Consider the following 21525-nt stretch of genomic DNA (forward strand, 5'->3'; position numbering starts at 1 on the left):
TTCTTCGCCGCCATGATCCCCTTGAACGAGGGGTAACGCGGCTCGCCCGCCTTCTCCCCGATCGACACCACGACCGGCAACTCCGCAGTCAGATGGGTGACACCCTCGTCGGTCTCCCGCTTCGCCGCACCGTCGTACCCTCGACCGAGAGCTCGTTGGCGTGGGTCAACGACGGCACACCCAGCAGCTCGGCGACCATCGCCGGGACCGCACCGATCTGGCCGTCGGACGCGGAGTTACCCGCGATGACCACGTCCCAGCCCTCGACCGTGCCGATCAGCGTGGTCAACGCCTTCGCCGTCTGCACCGCACACGAGCCGTGGATCGCCTCATCGGACAGGTGCACCGCGGAATCCGCACCCATCGACAACGCCTTACGGATCGCGTCGGTGGCCCGATCCGGACCCATGCACACCACGACGACCTCCGAGCCGTCGTGCGCCTCCTTCAACTGCAGCGCCTGCTCCACCGCCCGCTCGTTGATCTCATCGATCACCGCCTCGGCACCCTCACGATCGAGGGTGTGGTCGGAGTCGGACAGCGTCCGCTCCGAGTAGGTGTCGGCCACCTGCTTGACCAGCGCGAGGATCCTCATCGGATCGCCCTTTCGTCCGTCGGGTTCGGTCATCGGGTCCGGGGAAGCAGGGCACGGCTGATGATCAGCCGCTGCATCTCGCTGGTCCCCTCGTAGATGCGGGTGATCCGGGCGTCGCGGTAGAGACGCTCGACCTCGTAGCCACGGATGAACCCCGAACCACCGAAGGTCTGGACCGCGACGTCGGCGTGCCGCACCGCGCCCTCGGACGCCGTGAGCTTGGCCATCGAGCACAGCACCGCGGCGTCGTCCGCACCGGAGCCCAGGGCGTGCGCCGCGTCCGCGGCCAGCGCGGTCGCGGCGCGCAGCTCGGTCACCGCCGTCGCGAGCGGGAACGAGATCGCCTGGTTCGCCCCGATCGGGGCGCCGAACTGGGTCCGGTCCGCCGCCTGCTGCACGGCGGCGGCGAGCGCCGCGCGGCTGATCCCGAGTGCGAGCCCCGCGATGCCGAGCCGGCCCTTGGCGAGCACCTCCATCATGTAGCCGAAGGCCTTGCCCTCCTCGCCGAGCAGGGCGTCGGACGGCAGCCGGACACGGTCGAACACCAGCCCGCCGACCTGGCTGGCCCGCTGGCCCATCTTGTGCTCGTGGTAGGCGCGCGTCACGCCGGCCTGCTCCAGGTCGACGACGAACACCGAGATGCCGCCGCGCTTGCCCTTCTCCGGGTCGGTGACGGCCAGTACCAGGGCGAAGTCGGCGACCGGCGCGTTGTGGATGTAGATCTTCTCGCCGGACAGCAGCCAGTCGTCGCCGTCGCGGACCGCCCGGGTGGAGATGCTGCCCAGGTCCGAGCCGGACTCCGCCTCGGTGAGCGCGTACGCGCACGGCCGCTCGTAGGCGAGCAGCGGACGCAGGTAGCGCTCGTGCTGCTCGGCGGTGCCGAACGCGGCCAGCAGCGAGCCGACCATCTCGACGAGCCCGCACTGGTCGGCGACCGAGGAGTAGCCGTAGGACAGGCCCTCCATCAGGAACAGGTAGTCCAGCGGGGTCGCGCCCGTCCCCCCGAGATCGGTGGGGACGGTGACCCCGAACATCCCGATCTTGGCGAGCTCGGTGTACAGCTCACGGGGGAAGCGCTCGGTCTCGTCCAGCTCGGTGGCGAGCGGACGGATCTGCTCGTCGACGAACTCCTCGACGAGCCTGCGCTCGTCGGAGCCGAAGGTGTCGGTGGGCAGGAAGGTGTGGCGCAGGGACAGCGCAGCCATCGGTGGCTCCTCAGGAACGTCGGGACGGGACGGACGCGTCTGCGGCCGCCGTCGGGGCGGGACGCGTGGTCCGCTCCAGGGTTTCGGGCAGGGCGACGATGGCGACCAGGCCGACGAGGCTCAGCACCATCAGGTAGACGGCCACGCCGACCGGCGACCCGCCGCCCCACGCCACCAGTGCGGTCGCGACCAGGGGCGCGGTGCCGCCGACGACGGCGGCCGGGATCTCCCGGGACAGGGCGATGCCGCTCCAGCGGGACCGGGCCGGGAACAGATCGGCCAGCATCGCGCCGGCCGGGCCGGAGGTGCACCCCTGGGAGACGCAGATACCCAGCGTCATCGCGACCGCGATCAGCACCCCGGAGCCGCTCTCGAGCATCCAGAACATCGGCATCGCGAACAGCAGGCAGAACGCGGCGCCGAACAGCATGACCGGGCGCCTGCCGACCCGGTCGGCCAGCCGGCCGCACGCGAGGATGACCGGGATGGCCAGGAACTCGGCGATGATCAGCCCGGTCAGCGCCGTACCCTTCGGGACCTCGAGGGTGTTGGTGACGTAGCTGAGCACGAACACCTGCATCGCGTAGGCCCACGGGATGATCAGGACGAACACGCCCATCCCGAGCAGGACCGAGCGCCGGTTGTTCCGCAGCACCTCGAGCACCGGGGCGCTCTGCACGGAGTCGTTCTGCTCGAGCTTCCTGAACGCGGGGGTCTCCTCGACCCGCCACCGCAGGTAGGCCGCGACCAGCACCATCGCCGCGCTGGCCAGGAACGGGATCCGCCATCCCCAGGCCAGGAAGGCCTCCTCCGGCATGAGGGTGACCAGGGTGAAGACCAGCGTCGCGCCGCCGGTGCCGACGTAGATCGCGGCGCCGGGCAGCGAGGCGGCGTAGGCGCGGCCCCGGTTGCCGGTCACCTCGGTGACCATCGTGATCGCACCGGCGAACTCGGCGCCCGCGCCCGCGCCCTGCAGCAGGCGGAGCACGACGAGGATGACGGCGGCCCAGATGCCGATCGTCTCCGCGGTCGGGAGCAGGCCGATCAGGGTGGTCGAGACGCCCATGACCATCAGGACCAGGAACATCGTGGGCTTGCGGCCGATCCGGTCGCCGTAGTGGGCGAAGATCAGGCCGCCGATCGGGCGCGCGCCGAGACCGACCGCGAAGGTGGCGAGCGAGGCGAGGACCCCGCCGAGCGCGCCGGCGTCGGGGAAGTAGAGGGGGCCGAAGACCAGGGCGGCGGCCAGGCCGTAGAGCGTGAAGTCGTACCACTCGATGACGGTCCCGGAGACGCTCGCGGCGAGCGTGCGCCGGCGCTGTTCCGGGTCACCGACGACCAGGGATCCGGTCTGCGGTTCGGGTGTCGTGGACATGACGGGGCCTCGTTCTCTCGCGTCGGTGGGAGGAGGGTGCGGCGTCCGGTCAGGCGTCGCGGGAACGCAGTGCCGCGATCCGCGAGTGCGGCGGCGCGGCCGGCAGCCGCAGGCCGGTGCGGTGCGGCTGGAAGATCTCGGCGGGCATCGCCTTGAGCTCGTCGGAGACGAGCAGCGGGAACGCGCTGCGGGCCAGGACGTCGCGCTCGAGGTCCACGCCGGGCGCGATCTCGGTGACGGTCAGGCCCTCGGGCCGGAGCTGCAGGACGGCCCGCTCGGTGACGTAGGTGACCTTCTGCCCGCGGGCCAGGGCGTGCGCGCCGGAGAAGGTCGGCGAGGCGACCTGCTCCACGAACTTGGTGTGCGGGCCGTCGGTCCGGATGTCGAGTCCGCCGTCGTCGACGGCGATGTCGCGGCGGCCCGCGGTGAAGGAACCGATGAACACGATCTCCGGGGCGGCCGAGACGATGTCGGCGAAGCCGCCGACGCCCGCCGTGACGTGCCGGCGTCCGGGCAGGTGGTGCACGTTGACCGAGCCGGTGCGGTCGATCTCCAGGAACGACAGCAGCGTCCGGTCGAAACCACCGCCCTGCAGGAGGGTGAACTGGTCGGCGCTGGCCATGATCGCGTCCGGGTTCACGGAGACACCGAAGGTGAAGTCCAGCAGCGGCACGCCGCCGACGGCGCCCTGCTCGATCACCCAGCTGACGGCGCCGGCCAGGTCCTCCTCGACCAGGACGTGCGGGACCAGAGCGGAGACGCCGAACCCGAGGTTGACGACGTCGCCGGAGCGCAGCTCGTGCGCGGCCCGGCGGGCGATCACCTTCTCCAGCGAGAAGGGGACGGGGTCGAGCGCGGACAGCGGGCGCCGCAGCTGCCCGGAGATCGCCGGGTCGTACGGGGTCTGGGTGGTCTGCATCTGGTCCGGCGCGACGACGACGGCGTCGACCAGGATCCCCGGGATGCGGACCTGCTGCGGGGACAGGCTGCCGCCCTCGGCCAGCCGCTTGACCTGGGCGATCACGAGGCCACCCCGGTTGTGCGCGGCGTAGGCGAGGTCCAGCGCGCCGAGCGGGGAGGCCTCCTCCTCGATCGTGAGGTTGCCGTGCTCGTCGGCGGTGGTCGCCCGGATCACCGCCACGTCGGGCACGATCGAGGGGAAGAACAGCCACTCCTCGCCGTCGAGCTCCTCGACCCGGACGAAGCGTTCCGGGGTGGCGTCGTTCATCCGCCCCCCGGTGAGCCGCGGGTCGACGAAGGATCCCAGGCCGACCTTGGTGAACACCCCCGGCTGGCGGGACGCCGCGGCCCGGTGCAGCTGGTACAGCACGCCGGACGGGAAGTTGTACGCCTCGACCTCGCCGTTCTCGATCATCTGCCAGATCCGCGGGGGCTCGGCCTTCGACGGCCCCGACGGGTAGGAACCGGCCACCACCCGGCGCAGCAGGCCGGGCCGGGCCAGGTGGTCGATGCCCTTGATCCCGGACATGTCACCGGCCGCGATCGGGTGCAACGTGGTCAGGTCGCGCGGCCCGGCGGTCTCGGCGAAGCGCTCGCCGATCCCGGCCAGCACGGCGTCCGGGCAGCCGAGGCCGGACGACGAGCTGACGCTGATCACGTCACCGTCGGCGATGAGGTCGGCGGCCTGGCGGGCGGTGAGGACGGCGGGTCGGTGCATGACGTCTGCTCCTGTGAAGTCGTCTGGGTTCGGTCGTCGCGGGCGGTCGGTGCTGCGGGACGGGTCGGTGGGTGCGGGGAGGGTCAGTGCTGCGGGACGGGGACGGTGTCGGTGATCGCGCCCAGGGCGGTGGCGGCGGCGCGGGCCGCGGCCTCGGGACCGGCCGCCCACCACGCGTCGCTGAGCACCTCGACCTCGACGAGACCCTCGAACCCGGCCGCCCGGCTGCGCTGTACGAACCGGTCCATCCCGATCACGCCGTCGCCGGGCATGCCGCGGCTGCTCAGCTGGCCGTGGATGGGCAGCACCCAGTCGGCGAGCTGGACGGTCAGCACCGTCCCGGACGCGCGGTCCAGACCCTCGTCGAGGGCGGCGTCCCACCAGACGTGGTAGCTGTCCAGCGCCAGCCCGAGCATCGGGTGGTCGATCCCGCGGACCAGGTCGACGGCCTCGCCGAGGGAGGTGATCGCGGAGCGGTCCGCGGCCATCATCGGGTGCATCGGTTCGACGGCGAGCGGGACGCCGGCCGCCTCGGCGTGCGGGAGCAGCGCCTCGACGCCGTCCCGGATCGCGCCGCGGGCGGCGGACAGGTCGCCGTCGCAGGCCGGCCCGCAGACCAGGACCAGGCAGTCCGCGCCCAGCACCCGGGCCTCCTCGATCGCGCGGAGGTTGTCGGCCCGCCGCGCCTCCCGCCCGGTGGCCGTGGGCTGCGGGAACATCCCGCCGCGGCACACCGAGGTGACCCGCAGGCCGGCGTCGGCGACCCGGCGGGCGGCCTCGGCGGCCCCGGCCCGCTCGTAGCAGTCGCGCCAGAGGCCGACGCCGCCGAAGCCGAGCCCGGCCGCCAGCGGCACCAGGTCCTCGACGGCCGCGGCGCGCGCGGTCACCGAGTTGAGGCTGCAGTGTGCGAGGTCCACGGCTCAGCCGATCCCGTGCACGGCGAAGTAGCGTCCGGCCCGGTGCGCCGCGACCTCCGGATCCCGGAAGAGGCCGATCCCGTCCGCGGCACGGACCAGGTCCCCGAGGTGACCGAGGGACCTGCCGGACTCCAGGCCACCGAGCATCCGGAAGTGCTCCTGGGCGCCGTCGAGGTAGGCCAGCCACGCGACACCGACCTTGTAGAACCGGGTCGGGGCGGCGAAGACCAGCCTGCTCAGCGGCTCGGTCGGGGCGAGGATCCCCCGGAAGCCGTCGACCCGGCCGGCGTCCAGCTCGGCGAGCGCGGCCGCGGCGTGCCGCCCGACGACCGCGAACGCGCCCAGCAGCGCGTCGCTGTGGTGCTCGCCGTCCCCGGCGATGAGGTCGGTGTAGTGGAAGTCGTCCCCGGTGAACAGGTGCACCCCGGCGGGCAGCCGGGACCGCAGCTCGCGTTCCAGGGCGTCGTCGAGCAGGGACAGCTTGATGCCGCGCACCCGCGAGCGGTGCTCGGTGATCAGGTCGAGCACGACCTCCATCGCCTTGCCCGGTTCGGGGTGGCCCCAGTAGCCGGCGAGCGCCGGGTCGAACGCCTCGCCGAGCCAGTGCAGCACGACCGGCTGCGAGGCGGCCCGCAGGACGTCCCCGTAGACCTCGAGGTAGTCGTCGGGACCGGCGGCGCGGGCGGCGAGCGCGCGGCTGGCCATCAGGACGGTGCCGCCGCCGAGCGACTCGATGTCGGCGAGCTGCTCGAGGTAGGCGTCGCGGACCGCCCGGACGCCACCGGCGTGCTCGGCGAGCTGGTCGGTGGAGATGCCGACGACCACGTCGGCGCCACGGGTGCGGGCCTCGGCGAGGGTCCGGCGCGCGAGCTCGCGCGCCGCGGGCCAGTCCAGCCCCATCCCCCGCTGCGCGGTGTCCATCGACTCGGCGACACCGAGACCGGCGTCCCACAGCCTGTGCCGCAGCGCCATCGTGGCGTCCCAGTCGATCGGACACGGCGCACCGTCGCCCGACGCACGGACGGGGTCGGGGACGACGTGCGCGGCCGCGAAGGCCACCCGGCTCGTCGCCGGTGTGGACGGCACGACGAGCTCGGCGGGCGGGCCCATGGACAGTGGAGCCAGGCTTCCGTCGGAAGCCGGCAGAAGGACCTCGGCCGACATCACACCTCCCAGAAAACGCTTACTTGTTGGAGTCGGCAGCAGCGTATAGCCTGTCATCGCGGGAGGCAAGAGAGCCTCCGCAGTTCAGAAAACGCTTACGAGGAGGTAGCGATGGGGCTGCAGCACGCCATGCCGTCCGCCGTGGTGACGGGCGGGGCCGGCGGGATCGGCTCGGCGATCGCCCGACGGCTCGCCGACCACGGGCACCCGGTCGTCGTGGTCGACCGGACACCGACCGCCCAGGACGTCGCCGACTCGGTCGGCGGACTGGCCCGGGTCGGCGACCTGACCGACCAGGGCTTCACCGACGCGGTCGTGGCGGACGCCGCCGCGCTGCCGGGGGGCCTCGGCGTGCTGGTCAACGCCGCCGGGATCCAGGCCCGGACCGACGCGGTCGACATCGCACCGGAGACCTGGGAGCGCCTCGTCGCGGTGAACCTCACCGCCGCCTACCGGCTGATCGCCGCCGCCGCGGGCCCCCTGGCGGTCGCCGGCGGCTCGGTGGTCAACATCGTGTCGCTGTCCGCGGACCGCGCGGTGCCGGGGATCGTCCCCTACGGCGCGACCAAGGCTGCGTTGGCGCAGCTCACGAAGGGTCTGGCCGTGGAGCTCGGCCCGCGCGGGATCCGGGTGAACGCCGTGGCCCCGGGGTACGTCGTCACCCCGATGACCGCCCCGGTCCTGGACCGGCCGGACTTCCGCGAGCGGGTGCTCGGGCGCATCCCGCTCGGCCGGCTCGCCGACGGGCAGGACATCGCCGACGTCGTCGGGTTCCTGGCCTCGCACGCCGCCCGGTACGTCACGGGCGTGGTCCTGCCGGTCGACGGCGGGTACGCGGTCACGTGACCGGCCCGCTGCGCGTGCTGGTCGCGCCCGACTCGTTCAAGGGGAGCCTGGCCGCGTCGGCGGTCGCCGAGGCACTGGCGGCCGGCTGGCGCGAGGTCCGCCCGCAGGACACGGTGACCCTGCTCCCCCAGGCCGACGGCGGCGAAGGCACCGTGGACGCGGTGGCGCGGTGCGTGCCCGGCGCCGAACCGCGGACCTCCCGTCCGGTGCCCGGCCCGGCCGGGCGACCGGTGACCGCGCACTGGCTGATGCTGCCGGACGGGTCGGCGGTGCTGGACTCGGCGAGCGTCTGCGGTCTGCCCCTTCTCGACCGGCCGGAGCCCGTCGCCGCCTCGACGGACGGGCTCGGTCTGCTCCTGCGGCAGGTACTGGCCGCCGGGGCCACCTCGGTCACCGTCGGTCTCGGCGGTTCGGCGACGACCGACGGTGGCGCCGGGGCGCTGCGGGGGCTCGGGGCCCGGCTGCTGGACCGCGCCGGCGACGAGATCGGCCCGGGCGGCGTGGAGCTGGCGCAGCTGCACCGCATCGACGTCTCCGGCCTGGTGCCGCCCCCGACAGGTGGGGTGCGCCTGCTGACCGACACCCGGGCGGTGCTGACCGGTCCGTCCGGCGCCGCGACCGTGTTCGGCCCGCAGAAGGGCGCGTCCCCTTACCAGGTCGCGCTCCTCGACCGCGCGCTGGCCCGGTTCGCCGATGTCCTCGCCACGGTGCTGCCGGTCGAGGCGGACCGGGCCGGGTCGGGGGCCGCAGGGGGCACCGCGTTCGGGCTGGCCGCCTGGGGCGGGCGGATCCTGCCCGGCGCGCACACGGTCGGCGAACTGACCGGACTGCACGGCCTGCTCCCGCACGCCGACGTCGTCGTCACCGGTGAGGGCCGCTACGACGCCACGTCGGGCACCGGGAAGCTGGTCGGTGCGCTGCTGCAACGGTGTGCGGGGTACCCGGCCGCGCCGCTGGTCGTCGCGGGGCAGATCGCGACCCCGCCGCCGGCCGCCGCGATCGCGCTCACCGACCTGGCCGGCTCGGTCGACGCCGCGATCGCCGACCCTGCCCGCTGGCTGCGCCGAGCCGGGGCGCTCGCCGCCCGGATGCGGGGAGACGCCGGGGACCGGGCGGTGGCCGAGGACGCAGTGGTCCGGGGCGCGGTGGCGGAGGGCGCGCCCGGCTGAGCGGCGCCCCCCGCATCCGGGCCGGCCCCGGCGCCGCGCCGCCGCGGTTCCGGGGCCGGGACACCTCAGAGCCGGCGCACGCTGACCCAGCGCTGCTCGGTGAGCAGCTCGACGTTGGCCGCCCCGCCGAACCGCTGCCCGACCCCGGAGGCACCGACCCCGCCGAACGGGACGTGCGTCTCGTTGAGCGCCGTCATGTCGTTGACGTGCACCATGCCCGCCCGCAGCCGGGACGCGACCGCACGACCGCGCTCGAGGTCCCGGGTGAACACCGACGCCGACAGGCCGTACTCGGTCGCGTTGGCCAGCGCCACGGCCTCGTCGGTGTCCGCGGCCACGGTGACGGCGGCGACCGGGGCGAAGGTCTCCTCCTCGAACAGCGGCATCCCGGGCCGCACCCCGGCGACCACGGTCGCCGGGAAGTACCGTCCCTCGCGGGTGCCGCCGGTGAGCAGCTCGGCCCCCTGCGCGACGGTGTCGGCGACCAGCCGCTGCGCCCGCTCGGCCTGGCGCTCGCTGATCAGCGGACCGAGATCGACCGTGGGGTCGATGGCCGGGTCCCCGACCCGCAGGCCGCGCGCGTGCTCGGCGAGCCGGGCGAGGTAGTCCTCGGCGACGTCGGCGACGACGATGTGCCGGCCGGTGGCGATGCACACCTGTCCCTGGTGGACGAAGGTGCCCCCGGCCGTCAGCGGGACGGTGCGCTCCAGGTCGGCGTCGGCGAGCACGACGGCGGGGTTGTTCCCGCCCAGCTCGAGGGCGACCCGCTTCAGGGCACCGCCGGCGATCCGGGCGATCTCCCGGCCGACCGCGGTCGACCCGGTGAAGTGGATCAGGTCGACGTCCGCGTGCTCGACCAGCGCCGGCCCGGCCGCCCGGCCCGGGAGGACGCCGAGGAGTCCGTCGGGCAGTCCGGCGGCGGTGAGCGCATCGGCCCATCCGGCGCCGCCGGAGAGCGGCGTCTCCGGTGCCGGCTTGACCAGGACCGCGTTGCCCAGGGCCAGCGCGGGCGCCGCGATGCGCAGGGCCAGGTGCATCGGGAAGTTCCAGCCCGTGATCACCCCGACGACGCCGACCGGTACCCGCTCGACCACGTTGGAGCGGCCCGGCACCGCCGACGGCAGTACCTGGGCCGTGGGGTGCAGGGCGAGCGCCGCCGCGGCGTGCAGCTCCTCGATCGAGTCGGCGACCTCGGCCTCGGCCTTGGCCCGGATGCTGCCGGTCTCGGCCGTCACGAGCCCGACCAGCTCCTCGCGCCGCGCCTGCAGACCGTGTGCGGCGCGGCGCAGGACGTCGCGCCGCTCGGGGGCCGGGGTGGCCGCCCAGCGGCGTCCCGCTTCCACCGCGGCGGCCACCGCCCGCTCGACGTCCGCGGCCGTCGCGTCGGGCGCGCCGGCGCCCGGGGCGCCGGCAGACCCGGTGAGTGTCGTCGTCGACATCGTCGCTCCTTCTGTAGAAAACGCTTACTCAATACCCTATCGGAGCTGTTAGAGTCCAGAAAACGCTTGCGACAACGAGGAGGTCGACGTGCGGAGAGCGGTCGTGACGGCACCGGGCCGGATCAGCGCGGAGGAGGTGCCCGAGCCGGCACGGCCGGGCCCCGGTGAGGTCGCGCTGGACCTGCACACGGTAGGGATCTGCGGCGGTGACGTCGCGCTGCTCGCCGGGCGCAACCCGCTGGTGTCCTACCCCGTCGTCCCCGGCCACGAGTGCGTCGCGACGGTCGCCGAGGACCCTTCCGGACGCCTCGCCGGCGGTACCTCGGTCGTGGTCTACCCGACGCTGGCCTGCGGCCGGTGCCGGGCCTGCGCCGATGACCGCCCGAACAACTGCGCCGAGATGACGGTGCTGGGACTCTCCGACCCGCGCGGCTGCCTGGCCGAGCGGTTCGTCGTCCCCGCCGCACACGCGATCCCGCTGCCGGGTGACCTCGGGGCCCGGTTCGGCGCGCTGGTCGAGCCGCTGGCGGTCGCCGAGCACGTCGCGGACCGTTCCGGGATCCGCCCCGGTGACACGGTGCTGGTCGTCGGGGCCGGGGCCATCGGCTCCGCGGTCGGGCTGGCGGCCCGGGCGCGGGGGGCGTCCCGGGTGCTGTTCACCGACACCCTCGCCACTCGCGGCGGCACGCTGGCCGCGCTCGGCTTCACCGACTTCGCGGCCAGCACCGGGGACGGTCCGGTCGAGTGGGTGCGTGACACGGTGGGGTCGGTGGACGTCGTGTTCGACACGGTCACCACCAGCGGGACCGCCGCCGCCGCGACCGCGGTGCTCGCGGGCGGAGGCCGGTACGTCGCGGTCGCCGCGGCCAAACCGGGGCACCGGATCGAGCTGGACTACCAGGCGTTCTACGCCCGGGAGCTGTCACTGGTCGCCTCCCGGAACTACACCCCCGCCGACTTCACGGCGGCGATCGGGCGGCTGGAGCGGGGCGAGGTCGATCCGACCCCGCTGCGCACGGCGGTGTTCGGGCTGGGGGCGGTGGCGGACGCGTTCGCCGAGCTGACCGGGCGTCCCGAGCGCAACGTCAAGGTGCTGCTCACGCGCGACGAGCTGGTCGGCTCCAGCCCGCTGCTCACGAGCGGTTCGCCGTCGTGAAGGTCGCGGTGCTCGGGGCGGGACTGGCCGCGGGCGGTCACCTGCGCGCCCTGCACACGCTGGCCGGCGAGCTGGACCTCGACGTGGTCGCGGTCGCGACCCGCGACGAGACCCGCGCCGAGCGTGTTCGCAGCCTGTTCCCCGGTGCGCAGCGCCGCTGGCCGGCCGAGGCTGCGCTCGACGGGGCCGACCTGGCACTGGTGCTGACCCCGCCGGACACCCACCTGGAGCTGGTAGGTGCCGCGGCCGCGCGCGGGGTCCACGTGCTCGTGGAGAAGCCGCTCGACCTCACCGCGGACCGTGCCGGTCGGCTCGTCGCCGCCACCGAGGCGGCCGGCACCGGACTCGCGGTCTGCTTCCAGCACCGGGCCAAGGAGGCCGGCCGGGGGCTGAAGGAGGCCGTGGCCTCCGGCGCGCTCGGCCCGCTGGTCGGGGGGTCGCTGGAGGTCGCGTGGTGGCGCCCCCAGTCCTACTACGACGAGCCGGGCCGCGGCAGCCACGCGCGCGACGGCGGGGGCGTGCTGATCACGCAGGCGATCCACACCCTCGACCTGCTCGTGTGGGCGCTCGGGCCGCCGCGCCGGGTCGTCGCGACCGCGACCCGCTCCCCCGTCCACGACCTGGAGGCCGAGGACACCGTGACCGGTCTGCTCGACTTCGGCGGCGGGACGGCCGTGTCGGTGTTCGTGACGACCGCGGCGTTCCCCGGCGCCGCGGAGCGGCTCACCCTGGCCGGGGGCCGGGGTACGGCCGTGCTCGACGGACCGCGGCTGGCGCTGCACCCGAACGACGGCGGGCCGGTCCGGACCCTGGGGACAGCGGGACCTGCGGGGATCGGGCCGGACACCGCGGAGATGCCCGCCGAGTGGCACGTCGAGATCCTGCGGGACGCGGTCACCGCGTTCCGCGCCGGTGGCGAGCCGCTGGCCTCCGGACGGTCGGCGCTGGTCACCCAGACGGTCGTGCAGGCGCTCTACGTCTCGGCCCGGAACGGCGCGTGGGAACCGGTTCCCCGGCCCGGGGCCGCTAGGGTCGGTGCCCTGCCGGACGGTGGTGCGGGATGACCGAGGCCGCCGACCGGCCTTCGACCGGGCGGCGATCGGGAGCGGGACGGGTGGACAGGGAGGACGGCCGGAGCCGGCGTCGTACGCCGCGGGGCGGTCGGGTGACGATCGACCAGGTCGCCGCCGCCGCCGGTGTGTCGAACGCGACCGTGTCGCGCGCCATGGCGGGCCGGCCGGTCCGCGCCGACCTGGCCGAGCGGGTGCTGGCCGCGGCCGCCGAGCTCGGCTACCAGCCGAACCGGGCGGCCCAGGCGATCGCGTCGGGCACCTACCAGATGATCGGCGTGGTCGTCCCGGACGTGCAGAACCCCTACTTCAGCGGGGTGCTGAAGCGGATCACCCGCAGCGCGGGCGGAAGCGGCTACCGGGTGCTGGTCGCCGACGCCAACGACGACCCCGGCGAGGAGTTCGCGCTGGCGCGCAGCCTGCTCCCCCAGGTGGACGGGCTGGTCCTGGTCTCCCCCCGTATGCCCGACACGGACCTGCGCCGGCTCGCCGAGGAGTCCGGGCGGATGGTTCTGGTGAACCGGGGGCCGTCCGGTGTCGCCCTGCCGACCATCACCGTGGACGCCTTCGCAGCGACCATGAAGGTGTGCGGGCTCCTGGTGGGCCTGGGCCACCGCGACGTCGTCTACCTCGGCGGGCCGCCGGCCGCGTGGCAGGAACAGCAGCGGTGGCGGGCCCTGCAGCACGCCGAGGCGTTCGGCCTCGGTGCCCGCCGGCTGGCGGGTGGGTCCACGGTGGAGGACGGCTACCGGGTCGCCGAGGAGGCGCTGGCCACCGGCGCGAGCGCGATCGTGGCCTTCAACGACCTGCTGGCCATCGGAGTGGTCCACCGGCTGCTGGAACTCGGCGTCGACGTGCCCGGACGGGTGTCGGTCACCGGGGCGGACGACATCCCGTTCGCGGCCTGCCTGCGCCCGAGCCTGACCACGACCCGCTCGCCGCGCGACGAGCTCGGCGACGCCACCTGGGACGCGCTGGTCGCCGCGATGGCGGGCGAGTCCCCCGAGCCCCCGGCGCTGCCCGAGCCGGAGCTGGTGGTGCGCGACTCGACCGGTCCGGCACCGGGCGGCGGCCGCGCCGGGTGACCCGGCGCGGTCGTCGCCGCGGCGCGGCGATCCCGGGGTGTCAGAACTCCTCGTACTCGTCCGGGTCCTGACCCGACAGCCGCTCGTGGTCGACGCCGGCGATCGTCGCCATCTCCTCGTCGGTGAGCGCGAACCCGAACAGGTCGAGGTTGGCGCGCTGCCGCTGCGGGTCGGACGACTTCGGCAACGGCACCGACCCGACCTGCACCTGCCAGCGCAGGACGGCCTGCGCGGTGGACACCCCGTGGGTCTCGGCGATGGCCGTGACCTCCGCGCTGCGCAGCAGCGCACCCCGCCCGATCGGGCTCCACCCCTCGGTGACGATGCCGTGCTCGGCGTGGAAGGCCCGCAGCGCGTCCTGCGGCCAGTAGGGGTGCAGCTCCACCTGGTTCACCGCCGGGACGACACCGGTCTCCCCGATCAGCCGGGTCAGGTGCGCCTCGGTGAAGTTGCAGACCCCGATCGACCGGACCAGTCCCTCGTCGCGGAACGCGATCAGTTCGCGCCAGGTGTCCACGTAGCGGTCCAGCCGGGGCAGCGGCCAGTGGATCAGGTAGAGGTCGATCCGGTCCAGGCCCAGGTTCCCCAGCGACGTCTCCAGCCTCCCGGGCCGCGCCGCGCCCCTGGAGCCGCCCGGGCAGCTTCGTGGTGACGACGACGTCGTCCCGGTCGAGACCGGAGGCCCGGACCGCGGCGCCGACCGCGTCCTCGTTGTCGTAGCGCAGTGCGGTGTCGAGCAGGCGGTAGCCGGACGCCAGCGCGGACGCGACCAGGGTGGCGGGGTCCCCGCCGGTGCCGGTGTAGCAGCCGAAGCCGACGGCCGGGATCGCGGTGCCGTCGTTCAGCATGTGGGTGGGGACGGCGGGGACTGCTGCCATGGTGGTCTCCTCGGGGGAGGACCGGACCGGCCGGTGCCGTCGGTGGCCGGCCGGCCCGGTCGCTCGTCGCTGCTCGTGGACGTCGGGGCTCGTGGAACCTCGGTGCTCGTGGAACCTCAGTGCTCGTGGACGAGCACGCCCCGCAGGTTGATACCCGCGTGCATGTCCGCGTACGCCTGGTTCACCTCGTCGAGCCGGTAGCGGCGGGTGATCAGCTCGTCCAGCTTGAGCCGGCCCGCGCGGTAGTAGTCGAGCAGCGCCGGGATGTCCCGGGTCGGGTTGCAGTTGCCGAACAGCAGGCCGCGCAGTGTCTTGGCGTAGGTGACGAGCTCCAGCGGGCTGATCGGGATGCCGGGCTCGTTCTGCCCGATGGAGGCGACCGCGATCGTCCCCCGCTTGCGGACGGCGCCGAAGGCCTCCGCCACCAGGTCACCGGTCAGCACGCCGACCGTGACGACCGCGCTGTCGGCACCCTGACCGTTGGTCACCGACCTCACGAACGGCAGGGCCTCGGAGATCGAGGGGAAGGCGTGCGTCGCGCCGAGCTCGAGCGCGCGCTCGCGCTTGTAGGCGACCGGGTCGACGGCCACGACGTACGCGGCGCCGGCGTGGCTCGCCCCCTGGACGGCGTTGATCCCGACCCCACCGACCCCGACGACGAGCACGGTGTCCCGCGGCCGCACCTCGGCCGCGTTGACCGCGGCACCCCAGCCGGTCCCGACCCCGCAGGACACCAGGCAGGCGACCTCGAACGGGATGTCGTCGGCGATCTTGACCGCCTGCGCCTCGTCGGTGACGAGGTGGTCGGCGAAGGTCCCGAGACGCTGCATGGCCCCGATACCGTGCCCGTCGGCCGTGGTGAACCGGGCCGAGCCGTCGAGCGCCATCCCGGTCTCCATACCACCGCCGGTGTCGCAGATGTACTGCATGCCCTGCGCGCACCAGGTGCAGGTGCCGCACGCCGGCAGGTAGGCCGTGGCGACGTGGTCGCCCGGCTTCAACCGGCGGACGGCGCTGCCGACCGACTCCACGATCCCGGCGCCCTCGTGCCCGCCGACCAGCGGCAGCGCGTTCGGGATGTCCCCGGTGACGAGATGGTCGTCCGAGTGGCACAGGCCCGAGGCCATCACCTTGATCCGCACCTCGGTCGGGCCCGGGTCGCGCAGGCGCAGGCGCTCCACCGACCACTTCGATCCGACCTCGTGCACCACCGCGCCGTTGACGTCGATGCTCATGCGGTCCTTCCCTTCCCTGTTCATTTGATGACGGTCAACTTGCTGCGGTCCAGCGTCAGCAGGACGGCGACGATCACGACCACCCCGTAGACGATCTGCTGGTAGCTGGGGTCGATCCCGGCCACGGTGCCGCCGACCCGCAGGACGGTGACGATGAGCGCGCCGACCAGGACCCGCCACGGCCCGCCGATCCCGCCGGTGATCGCACACCCGCTGATCACGACGGCGGCGATCGCGGGCAGCAGCAGCGCGTCGGCGAGCTGCGGTGCCGCGGTCTGCTGCTGGGCCGCCAGGACGATCGCGGCGAGCCCCGCGAAGAGCCCGGACAGCGCGAACGCCGCGACCCGGACGAGCCGGGTCCGCACTCCGGACAGCAGGGCCGCGCGCTCGGCCAGGCCGACGAGATGGAACACGTTCCCGCCCGGCAGCCTGCGCATCGCCAGCCCGACCACCGCCACCAGCACCAGCGTCAGCAGCACCGAGGACGAGACCGACGCGACACCGAGGTTGGTCAGCCAGGAGATCGCCTCGAAGTTCCGGTCGATGTAGACGGTCGAGTTCCCGGACAGCGCCATCGCGACCGCGCCCCACAGACCGAGCGCACCGAGCGAGACGACGAACGACGGGACCTGGCCGTAGGCACCGACCAGGCCGGTGAGGGCACCGATCAGGGTCAGCGCGACGAGGACGAGCGGCACGGCGAGCATCCCCGCGCCGGGGAGCACGAGCGCGAGCACGACGGTGCCCAGCGACGTGACCGCCGCGGCGGACAGGTCGATCCCCCCGGTCAGGACGACGAACATCTGCCCGAGCCCGAGCAGGACGATCGGCACCGCCTGGTTGGCGACGACCAGCATGCTCTGGCCGGACACGAAGGCGGGCTCGGCGACCGTCACCATCGCGACGAGCAGGAGCAGGACGGCGGCCGGCGCCGCCGACCGCAGGTGGCGGCGGGCGTCGCGACCCCGGGGTCGAGGCCGCGCGGGCGGGGCCGCGGGAGCCATGGTCGTGGAGTTCACGGCGTCCTCACATCATCTTCTCGAGCAGCTGGAGCGGGGTCGGCGCGTCGTCCGCGTCGAACTCGCCGGTGATCCGGCCCTCGCGGAGCGCGAGGATCCGGTGCGAGGCGGCGATCGCCTCGTCGAGGGTGTCGGCGAGCAGCAGGATCGCGGTGCCCTGTGCGGTCAGCTCGCGGAACAGCCGGTAGAGGTCGTCGCGGGCACCGACGTCGAGCCCGCGGGCGGGGTGGTCGAGCAGCAGCAGGCGGGGCGGCCCGTTCTGCAGCCAGCGGGCGACCGCCACCTTCTGCTGGTTGCCGCCGGAGAGCCGGCCCACCTCGGCGGCGGGGTCCGGCGGGCGGACGTCGAGCCGCTCGATCCAGGACCGGGCTATCTCGCTACGGCGGCGGGCGGAGAGCACCCCGCGGACGGCGCCGGCCCGTGGGTGGACGGTCAGCAGCGTCTCCGCGACCGTGAGCCCGGCGATCATGCCGTCCGTCCGCCGCTCGGCCGGGACGTGCGCGACGCCGGCCCGGACTGCCTGGGCAGGGCCGGCCGGTGCGTACCGCCGCCCGGCCAGGTGCATCTCGCCGGCACTCGCCGGCTCCGCCCCGAAGACCGCGCGGGCGATCTCCTCCCGGCCCGATCCGGCCACCCCGACGAGCCCGAGGACCTCGCCCGGGCGGATCTCGAACGAGACCTCGTGCACCCGGCCGGCGACGGCGAGGTCGCGCACCCGCAGTACCGGTTCCGCGCTCCGGTCGACCTCGGCCCGGTCGGCCCGCGGCCCGGTGACCTCCCGGCCGACCAACAGCCGGTAGAGCTCGTCGTCACCGGCGTCGGGGCCACGCTCGGCCACCACCCGCCCGCCACGCAGCACGTAGATCCGGTCGCAGAACCGCCGGATCTCCTCCAACCGGTGCGACACGAAGATCACCGAACCGCGCTCGGACAACGCCCGCACCCGGTCGTGCAGGAGGTCGACGTCCTCACTCTCCAGCACCGACGTCGGCTCGTCGAGGATGATCAGCGGCGGGTGCCCGTGGTCCCCGATCTCGGTCGCCCGGGCGATCTCGACCATCTGCCGCTCGGCGAAGCCGAGGTCGGCGGTGGACCCCCGCGGATCGGCCGTCGACCCGACGCCGGCGAGCAGCCCGGCGGCCCGGCTCTCGAGCCGGCGCCGCCGCACCCAGCCGCCCCGGACCGCGTCCCCCTCGGAACCGAGCAGGACGTTCTCCGCCACCCGCAGGTTGGGCACCAGCGCCTGCTCCTGGTGCACGATGCTCACGCCGAGCGCCGCGGCGGCCCGCGGACCGGACGGCGTGACGACCTCGCCCGAGAAGCGGATCTCGCCGGAGTCCGGGCGCAGCTCGCCCGAGAGGATCTTCAGCAGGGTGGACTTGCCGGCCCCGTTCTCCCCGACCAGGCCGACCACCTCGTGCCGGCGGACCTCCAGCGACACCTCGCTCAGCGCGGCGAGCCCGCCGAAGGACTTGCTCACCTCACGCAGCTCCACCACGGGCGCGTTCACTTGATCACCCGCATCCGGTGCCGGACCGGGGTGGCGCCGGCGACGACCGCGGCGACCAGGATCAGTGCCTGCACCGCCTGCTGGACCCACGGCTCGGCACCCAGCAGCAGCAGGCCGTTGCCCAGAACCACCAGCAGGAACACACCGGCGACGGTGTGCAGCGGGCCACCGCGCCCGCCGGCGAGCAGGGTCCCGCCCAGGACCACGGCCGAGAGCGTGAGGAACAGCGTCCCCGAGCCGACCGCGACGTCACCGGCACCGAGCCGGATCGTGGCGAGCACGCCGGCCAGGCCCGACGCGATCCCGGCGAGGGTGAAGACCGCGATCTTGACCCGGCCGGTGGGCAGGCCGGCGAGCCGGGCGATCCGCTCGTCACCCCCCACGGCCAGGACCGTCCGGCCGAACCGGGTCGACCGGCAGGTCACGACGGCGAGCACGACGACCAGCACCGCGACCAGCGCGAAGAGCGGGATCCCGGCGACCGTGGCGCCGGCCCACCCGCGGAAGTTCTCGTCCAGCAGCTCCGGGGTGACCGATCCGAACAGGACGGTCGCCGTGCCGAGACCGACGAACCAGGTCCCGAGGGTCACGATGAACGACGGCACCCGCCCGACGACGTGCAGCACCCCGTTGGCCAGGCCGAACAGGGCCCCGCACCCGACGCCCACGAGCAGCGCGCCCCAGCCGAGGTCGGCCGCGGTCACCGAGTTGCGGGCGAGCAGGACGAAGGTGAGCCCGCTGGCCGCCATCACCCCCTCGACCGAGAGGTCGATCCCGCCGGTGAGGACGACGAGGGAGATGCCCGTGGCGAGGATCAGCGGGATGGCGGCCTGGTCGAGGATCGCCCGCAGGTTCTCCGGCGTCGCGAACCCGGGGGTCGCGACCGCGAACACGAGGCAGAGCACGACGAGGGCGAGGGCGGGGCCGGCGTCGGCGAGCGCGCGCCCGCGCGTCCCGGACGGCGCGGACCGTCCTGCCCCGGTGGGTGGCTTCTGAACGGTGGTCATGTCGCGCCCCTCAGGAGATCCGGCCGGCGTTGCGCTCGAGCGGGTTCCGGACCGACTCGACGATCTGCTCGGGCGTCGGCGGGGTGGCGTACTGCGCGGCGTTCTCGGCGGTGACCAGGAACTGCCGGACGTAGAACGCGCGGTCGGACTCCGGCAGGCCCGCGACGTCGAGCTCCCCCGTCGCGGCCCGGTAGGCGAGCGCGAGTCCCATGGCGCCGTTGAAGTAGGGGTCGGTGGTGTAGGTCGCGACCATCCGGCCCGCCTCGATCGCCTGGAGCCCCTCGGGCGTCGCGTCCGCGGAGCTGGCGATCCGGACGTCGGTCCGCCCGGACTCGGAGACGGCCTGGATCGCGCCGAGCGCCATCGAGTCGGTGGCGGCCCAGATGCCCGTGACCTCCCGGCCGTACTTGCTGAGCAGCGTCTTCGTGGTCGTGTACGCCTTGGTGCGGTCGAAGTCGGCGGGCTGTGCGTCGAGCAGCCGCACGCCGGGGGCCCCGCTCAGGGCCTCCTGCAGACCGTTGAACCGCTCGGTGCTGATGTCGTTCGAGAGCAGGCCCTGCAGGGCCACGACCCCACCCGTCCCACCCATCGACTCCGCGAGCACCCGGCCGGTCTCCCGGCCCTGCTCCACGCCGTCGTAGCCGGCGTAGGCGACCCAGCTGTCGCCGATGTCCCAGGGGTTCAGGTCGTCGGGCTTGCTCCACTGCGTCACCACGCGACCGCCGGCGTTCTTCACCGCCGCGACGATCGCCGGCGTGTCGGCGGTCGAGTTCGGGTTGATGTTGAGCAGGACCGTCCTGCCGGTGGCCAGTACGGACTGCAGCTGGGCCAGCGCCTGCTGCGAGTCGCCGTTGTAGACGATCGTCTTCAGCTCGACGCCGACCGACTCGGCGTAGGCCTTGCTGCCCTCGACCCAGGCCGCCTCGTACGGGTTCGTCAGGGATCGGACCTCGGACACCATGATGATGTCCTCGGGGGCGACCGGGCCTGCCTGCGCCGTCGAGCCGGTGGTGGTCGTCGAGCATCCGGCGAGGGCCACCGCCAGGACGAGTGCGATCGCGGCTGCCGCCGATCGGGCCGTGGCGGCCCGCAGTCGAACGAGGGACCTCATGGGATCCGCCTCCAGGGTGCTTCGTTGCGCCGGCCACACGCTCGTGTGACTGAAAACGTTTTCTACACGAGGATGCTCAGGCAGTCAATGGCTCATCGTGGCGGGGCAAACAGCTGCTCACGGTCGAATCTGGTGTCTGCGTTCACGACGATCTGTCGGGAATGCGCTTTCTCAGAGGCGCCCGGGTACGCGGCCGGGCGACGCCCGGACCGAGTGTCACCCGGCGTGCGCCGCTCGTCACCGACCAGCCGGGCAGCCAGGGCCGTGCCGATCAGGAAGCCGGTGCGGCTCAGTGCGCTGTTCCGGTGAGTCCACCTGGCGGTAGCTGACGCGCCACCCGGCCGCGCGGAGCCACGGCGCAGCCGGTGGCCGATGATCATGACCGGCCACCGGCCCGGAGAGTGGCATCTCGCTACATGATGTAGTCGCAGCCGGAGGGGATGTGGAGGGGGAAGGAGCGTCGCAGCTCCGTCCACACGAACAGACCCGGACCGTTCTCGCTGGTCACAGGGCTTCGCGTGCGGCGGGCCGGGCTCGAACCGGCAACGGCAGGGCGTCGTGCCGGCGGGTTCGGCGTAACGGCAGCGGCACGGCCGAGCCGTCACGCCCGCGCGGCCGAGGTGATCTGTGGCGCCGCAGCTTCGGTCATGCCGGTCGCGGCCTGGCGGTCGAGGGCGTTGTCGATGGCGGCGACGTCGTCGACGTAGGCGTGGAAGGCGATGATCCTGCCGTTGCGCAGGCGCAGGATGTGGGCGCCGTCGTTGCGGTAGTGGGAGCCGTCGGCGAGTTCGGCGTGGCTGCTCCACTGCACCCCCACGGTGGTGTTCCACGGCCACCCGTCGACCGCGACGGCGTGGACGTCGAAGCTCAACCCGGGCAGCACGCGGTAGAGCCGGACGAGCCAGGCCTCGACGTCGTCGCGGTCATCGCGCCGGCCGCCGAGCGCTCCGGCGCCGGGGAAGGAGTGCCGGACATCGGGGGCCATGTCATCAGTGCCCAGCTCGCCGCGCGAGAGGGCGGCGAATGCGGCGCGGACGTTGTGGCGCACGAACATGCGGTACATCGG

At 74.0% G+C, this 21525-nt stretch carries 18 protein-coding genes and 1 pseudogene; 5 read left to right on the top strand and 14 right to left on the bottom strand.

Annotated features, from left to right (window positions below):
- The 6 genes and pseudogenes from WHI96_RS05500 to WHI96_RS05525 all read right to left on the bottom strand — a co-directional run.
- Positions 1–595, bottom strand: a pseudogene (locus WHI96_RS05500) (electron transfer flavoprotein subunit beta/FixA family protein); the annotation flags it as partial.
- A 29-nt stretch (positions 596–624) separates the two neighbouring features.
- Positions 625–1800: an acyl-CoA dehydrogenase family protein gene (locus WHI96_RS05505; RefSeq protein ID WP_253067225.1), complete on the bottom strand. Its 1176-nt coding sequence runs from the start codon at positions 1798–1800 to the stop codon at positions 625–627.
- A gap of 10 nt (positions 1801–1810) precedes the next feature.
- The gene (locus WHI96_RS05510; RefSeq protein ID WP_345641992.1) at positions 1811–3175 is read right to left on the bottom strand and encodes an MFS transporter; all 1365 of its coding nucleotides are present in this window, start codon (positions 3173–3175) and stop codon (positions 1811–1813) included.
- 49 nt (positions 3176–3224) lie between these two features.
- On the bottom strand, positions 3225–4853 hold the full coding sequence (locus tag WHI96_RS05515) for an acyl CoA:acetate/3-ketoacid CoA transferase (RefSeq protein ID WP_345641995.1): 1629 nt from the start codon (positions 4851–4853) through the stop codon (positions 3225–3227).
- 83 nt (positions 4854–4936) lie between these two features.
- Complete coding sequence (locus WHI96_RS05520; protein ID WP_345641999.1) at positions 4937–5740, bottom strand: sugar phosphate isomerase/epimerase family protein; 804 nt, start codon at positions 5738–5740, stop codon at positions 4937–4939.
- A 33-nt stretch (positions 5741–5773) separates the two neighbouring features.
- Positions 5774–6934, bottom strand: a complete 1161-nt coding sequence (locus WHI96_RS05525; RefSeq protein WP_425571533.1) for a DUF993 family protein — start codon at positions 6932–6934, stop codon at positions 5774–5776.
- A gap of 111 nt (positions 6935–7045) precedes the next feature.
- On the opposite strand from WHI96_RS05525, the gene WHI96_RS05530 reads away from it, so the two are divergent.
- Positions 7046–7780, top strand: coding sequence for an SDR family NAD(P)-dependent oxidoreductase (locus WHI96_RS05530; RefSeq protein ID WP_345642005.1), 735 nt, complete (start codon positions 7046–7048; stop codon positions 7778–7780).
- A complete protein-coding gene (locus tag WHI96_RS05535; RefSeq protein ID WP_345642008.1) occupies positions 7777–8949 on the top strand; it encodes a glycerate kinase in 1173 nt (390 codons plus the stop codon). Before WHI96_RS05530 ends, WHI96_RS05535 begins: the two co-directional genes overlap by 4 nt.
- Positions 8950–9014: 65 nt before the next feature.
- Here WHI96_RS05535 and WHI96_RS05540 read toward each other — a convergent pair whose 3' ends face one another.
- Positions 9015–10388 (bottom strand): aldehyde dehydrogenase family protein, encoded by a 1374-nt coding sequence (locus WHI96_RS05540; RefSeq protein ID WP_345642011.1) that lies wholly within the window; start codon positions 10386–10388, stop codon positions 9015–9017.
- A 103-nt stretch (positions 10389–10491) separates the two neighbouring features.
- Here WHI96_RS05540 and WHI96_RS05545 point away from each other — a divergent pair, with 103 nt between their 5' ends.
- The 3 genes from WHI96_RS05545 to WHI96_RS05555 all read left to right on the top strand — a co-directional run bounded on the left by WHI96_RS05545 (position 10492) and on the right by WHI96_RS05555 (position 13699).
- Positions 10492–11544 carry an alcohol dehydrogenase catalytic domain-containing protein gene (locus tag WHI96_RS05545; protein WP_345642013.1) on the top strand — a complete coding sequence of 351 codons (1053 nt, stop codon included), beginning with the start codon at positions 10492–10494 and terminating at the stop codon, positions 11542–11544.
- Positions 11541–12608: a Gfo/Idh/MocA family protein gene (locus WHI96_RS05550; RefSeq protein ID WP_345642016.1), complete on the top strand. Its 1068-nt coding sequence runs from the start codon at positions 11541–11543 to the stop codon at positions 12606–12608. Before WHI96_RS05545 ends, WHI96_RS05550 begins: the two co-directional genes overlap by 4 nt.
- Positions 12609–12709: 101 nt before the next feature.
- Positions 12710–13699 (top strand): LacI family DNA-binding transcriptional regulator, encoded by a 990-nt coding sequence (locus WHI96_RS05555; RefSeq protein WP_253067235.1) that lies wholly within the window; start codon positions 12710–12712, stop codon positions 13697–13699.
- A gap of 40 nt (positions 13700–13739) precedes the next feature.
- Here WHI96_RS05555 and WHI96_RS05560 read toward each other — a convergent pair whose 3' ends face one another.
- The 7 genes from WHI96_RS05560 to WHI96_RS05595 form a co-directional block, all read right to left on the bottom strand.
- A complete protein-coding gene (locus tag WHI96_RS05560) occupies positions 13740–14300 on the bottom strand; it encodes an aldo/keto reductase (protein WP_345642942.1) in 561 nt (186 codons plus the stop codon).
- A gap of 393 nt (positions 14301–14693) precedes the next feature.
- Positions 14694–15812: an NDMA-dependent alcohol dehydrogenase gene (locus tag WHI96_RS05570; protein WP_345642020.1), complete on the bottom strand. Its 1119-nt coding sequence runs from the start codon at positions 15810–15812 to the stop codon at positions 14694–14696.
- A 20-nt stretch (positions 15813–15832) separates the two neighbouring features.
- Positions 15833–16831, bottom strand: coding sequence for an ABC transporter permease (locus WHI96_RS05575; protein ID WP_253067238.1), 999 nt, complete (start codon positions 16829–16831; stop codon positions 15833–15835).
- A gap of 7 nt (positions 16832–16838) precedes the next feature.
- Positions 16839–18341 (bottom strand): sugar ABC transporter ATP-binding protein, encoded by a 1503-nt coding sequence (locus WHI96_RS05580; protein ID WP_345642025.1) that lies wholly within the window; start codon positions 18339–18341, stop codon positions 16839–16841.
- The gene (locus WHI96_RS05585; RefSeq protein ID WP_345642028.1) at positions 18338–19348 is read right to left on the bottom strand and encodes an ABC transporter permease; all 1011 of its coding nucleotides are present in this window, start codon (positions 19346–19348) and stop codon (positions 18338–18340) included. The genes WHI96_RS05580 and WHI96_RS05585 overlap by 4 nt, the downstream gene beginning before the upstream one ends.
- A gap of 10 nt (positions 19349–19358) precedes the next feature.
- Positions 19359–20459, bottom strand: coding sequence for a sugar ABC transporter substrate-binding protein (locus tag WHI96_RS05590; RefSeq protein WP_345642031.1), 1101 nt, complete (start codon positions 20457–20459; stop codon positions 19359–19361).
- A gap of 601 nt (positions 20460–21060) precedes the next feature.
- The gene (locus WHI96_RS05595) at positions 21061–21522 is read right to left on the bottom strand and encodes a nuclear transport factor 2 family protein (protein WP_345642033.1); all 462 of its coding nucleotides are present in this window, start codon (positions 21520–21522) and stop codon (positions 21061–21063) included.
- Between the last annotated feature and the right edge of the window lie 3 nt (positions 21523–21525).

It is taken from the genome of Pseudonocardia tropica (assembly GCF_040105315.1).
Classification (GTDB): Bacteria; Actinomycetota; Actinomycetes; order Mycobacteriales; family Pseudonocardiaceae; genus Pseudonocardia; species Pseudonocardia alni.

Excerpts from the sequence above, each read along its gene's own strand:
- WHI96_RS05525 (WP_425571533.1), bottom strand. The coding sequence starts at position 6,934 with ATGTCGGCCGAGGTCCTTCTGCCGGCTTCCGACGGAAGCCTGGCTCCA.
- WHI96_RS05530 (WP_345642005.1), top strand. The coding sequence starts at position 7,046 with ATGGGGCTGCAGCACGCCATGCCGTCCGCCGTGGTGACGGGCGGGGCC.
- WHI96_RS05510 (WP_345641992.1), bottom strand. The coding sequence starts at position 3,175 with ATGTCCACGACACCCGAACCGCAGACCGGATCCCTGGTCGTCGGTGAC.
- WHI96_RS05585 (WP_345642028.1), bottom strand. The coding sequence starts at position 19,348 with ATGACCACCGTTCAGAAGCCACCCACCGGGGCAGGACGGTCCGCGCCG.
- WHI96_RS05540 (WP_345642011.1), bottom strand. The coding sequence starts at position 10,388 with ATGTCGACGACGACACTCACCGGGTCTGCCGGCGCCCCGGGCGCCGGC.
- WHI96_RS05515 (WP_345641995.1), bottom strand. The coding sequence starts at position 4,853 with ATGCACCGACCCGCCGTCCTCACCGCCCGCCAGGCCGCCGACCTCATC.
- WHI96_RS05590 (WP_345642031.1), bottom strand. The coding sequence starts at position 20,459 with ATGAGGTCCCTCGTTCGACTGCGGGCCGCCACGGCCCGATCGGCGGCA.
- WHI96_RS05595 (WP_345642033.1), bottom strand. The coding sequence starts at position 21,522 with ATGTACCGCATGTTCGTGCGCCACAACGTCCGCGCCGCATTCGCCGCC.
- WHI96_RS05505 (WP_253067225.1), bottom strand. The coding sequence starts at position 1,800 with ATGGCTGCGCTGTCCCTGCGCCACACCTTCCTGCCCACCGACACCTTC.
- WHI96_RS05570 (WP_345642020.1), bottom strand. The coding sequence starts at position 15,812 with ATGAGCATCGACGTCAACGGCGCGGTGGTGCACGAGGTCGGATCGAAG.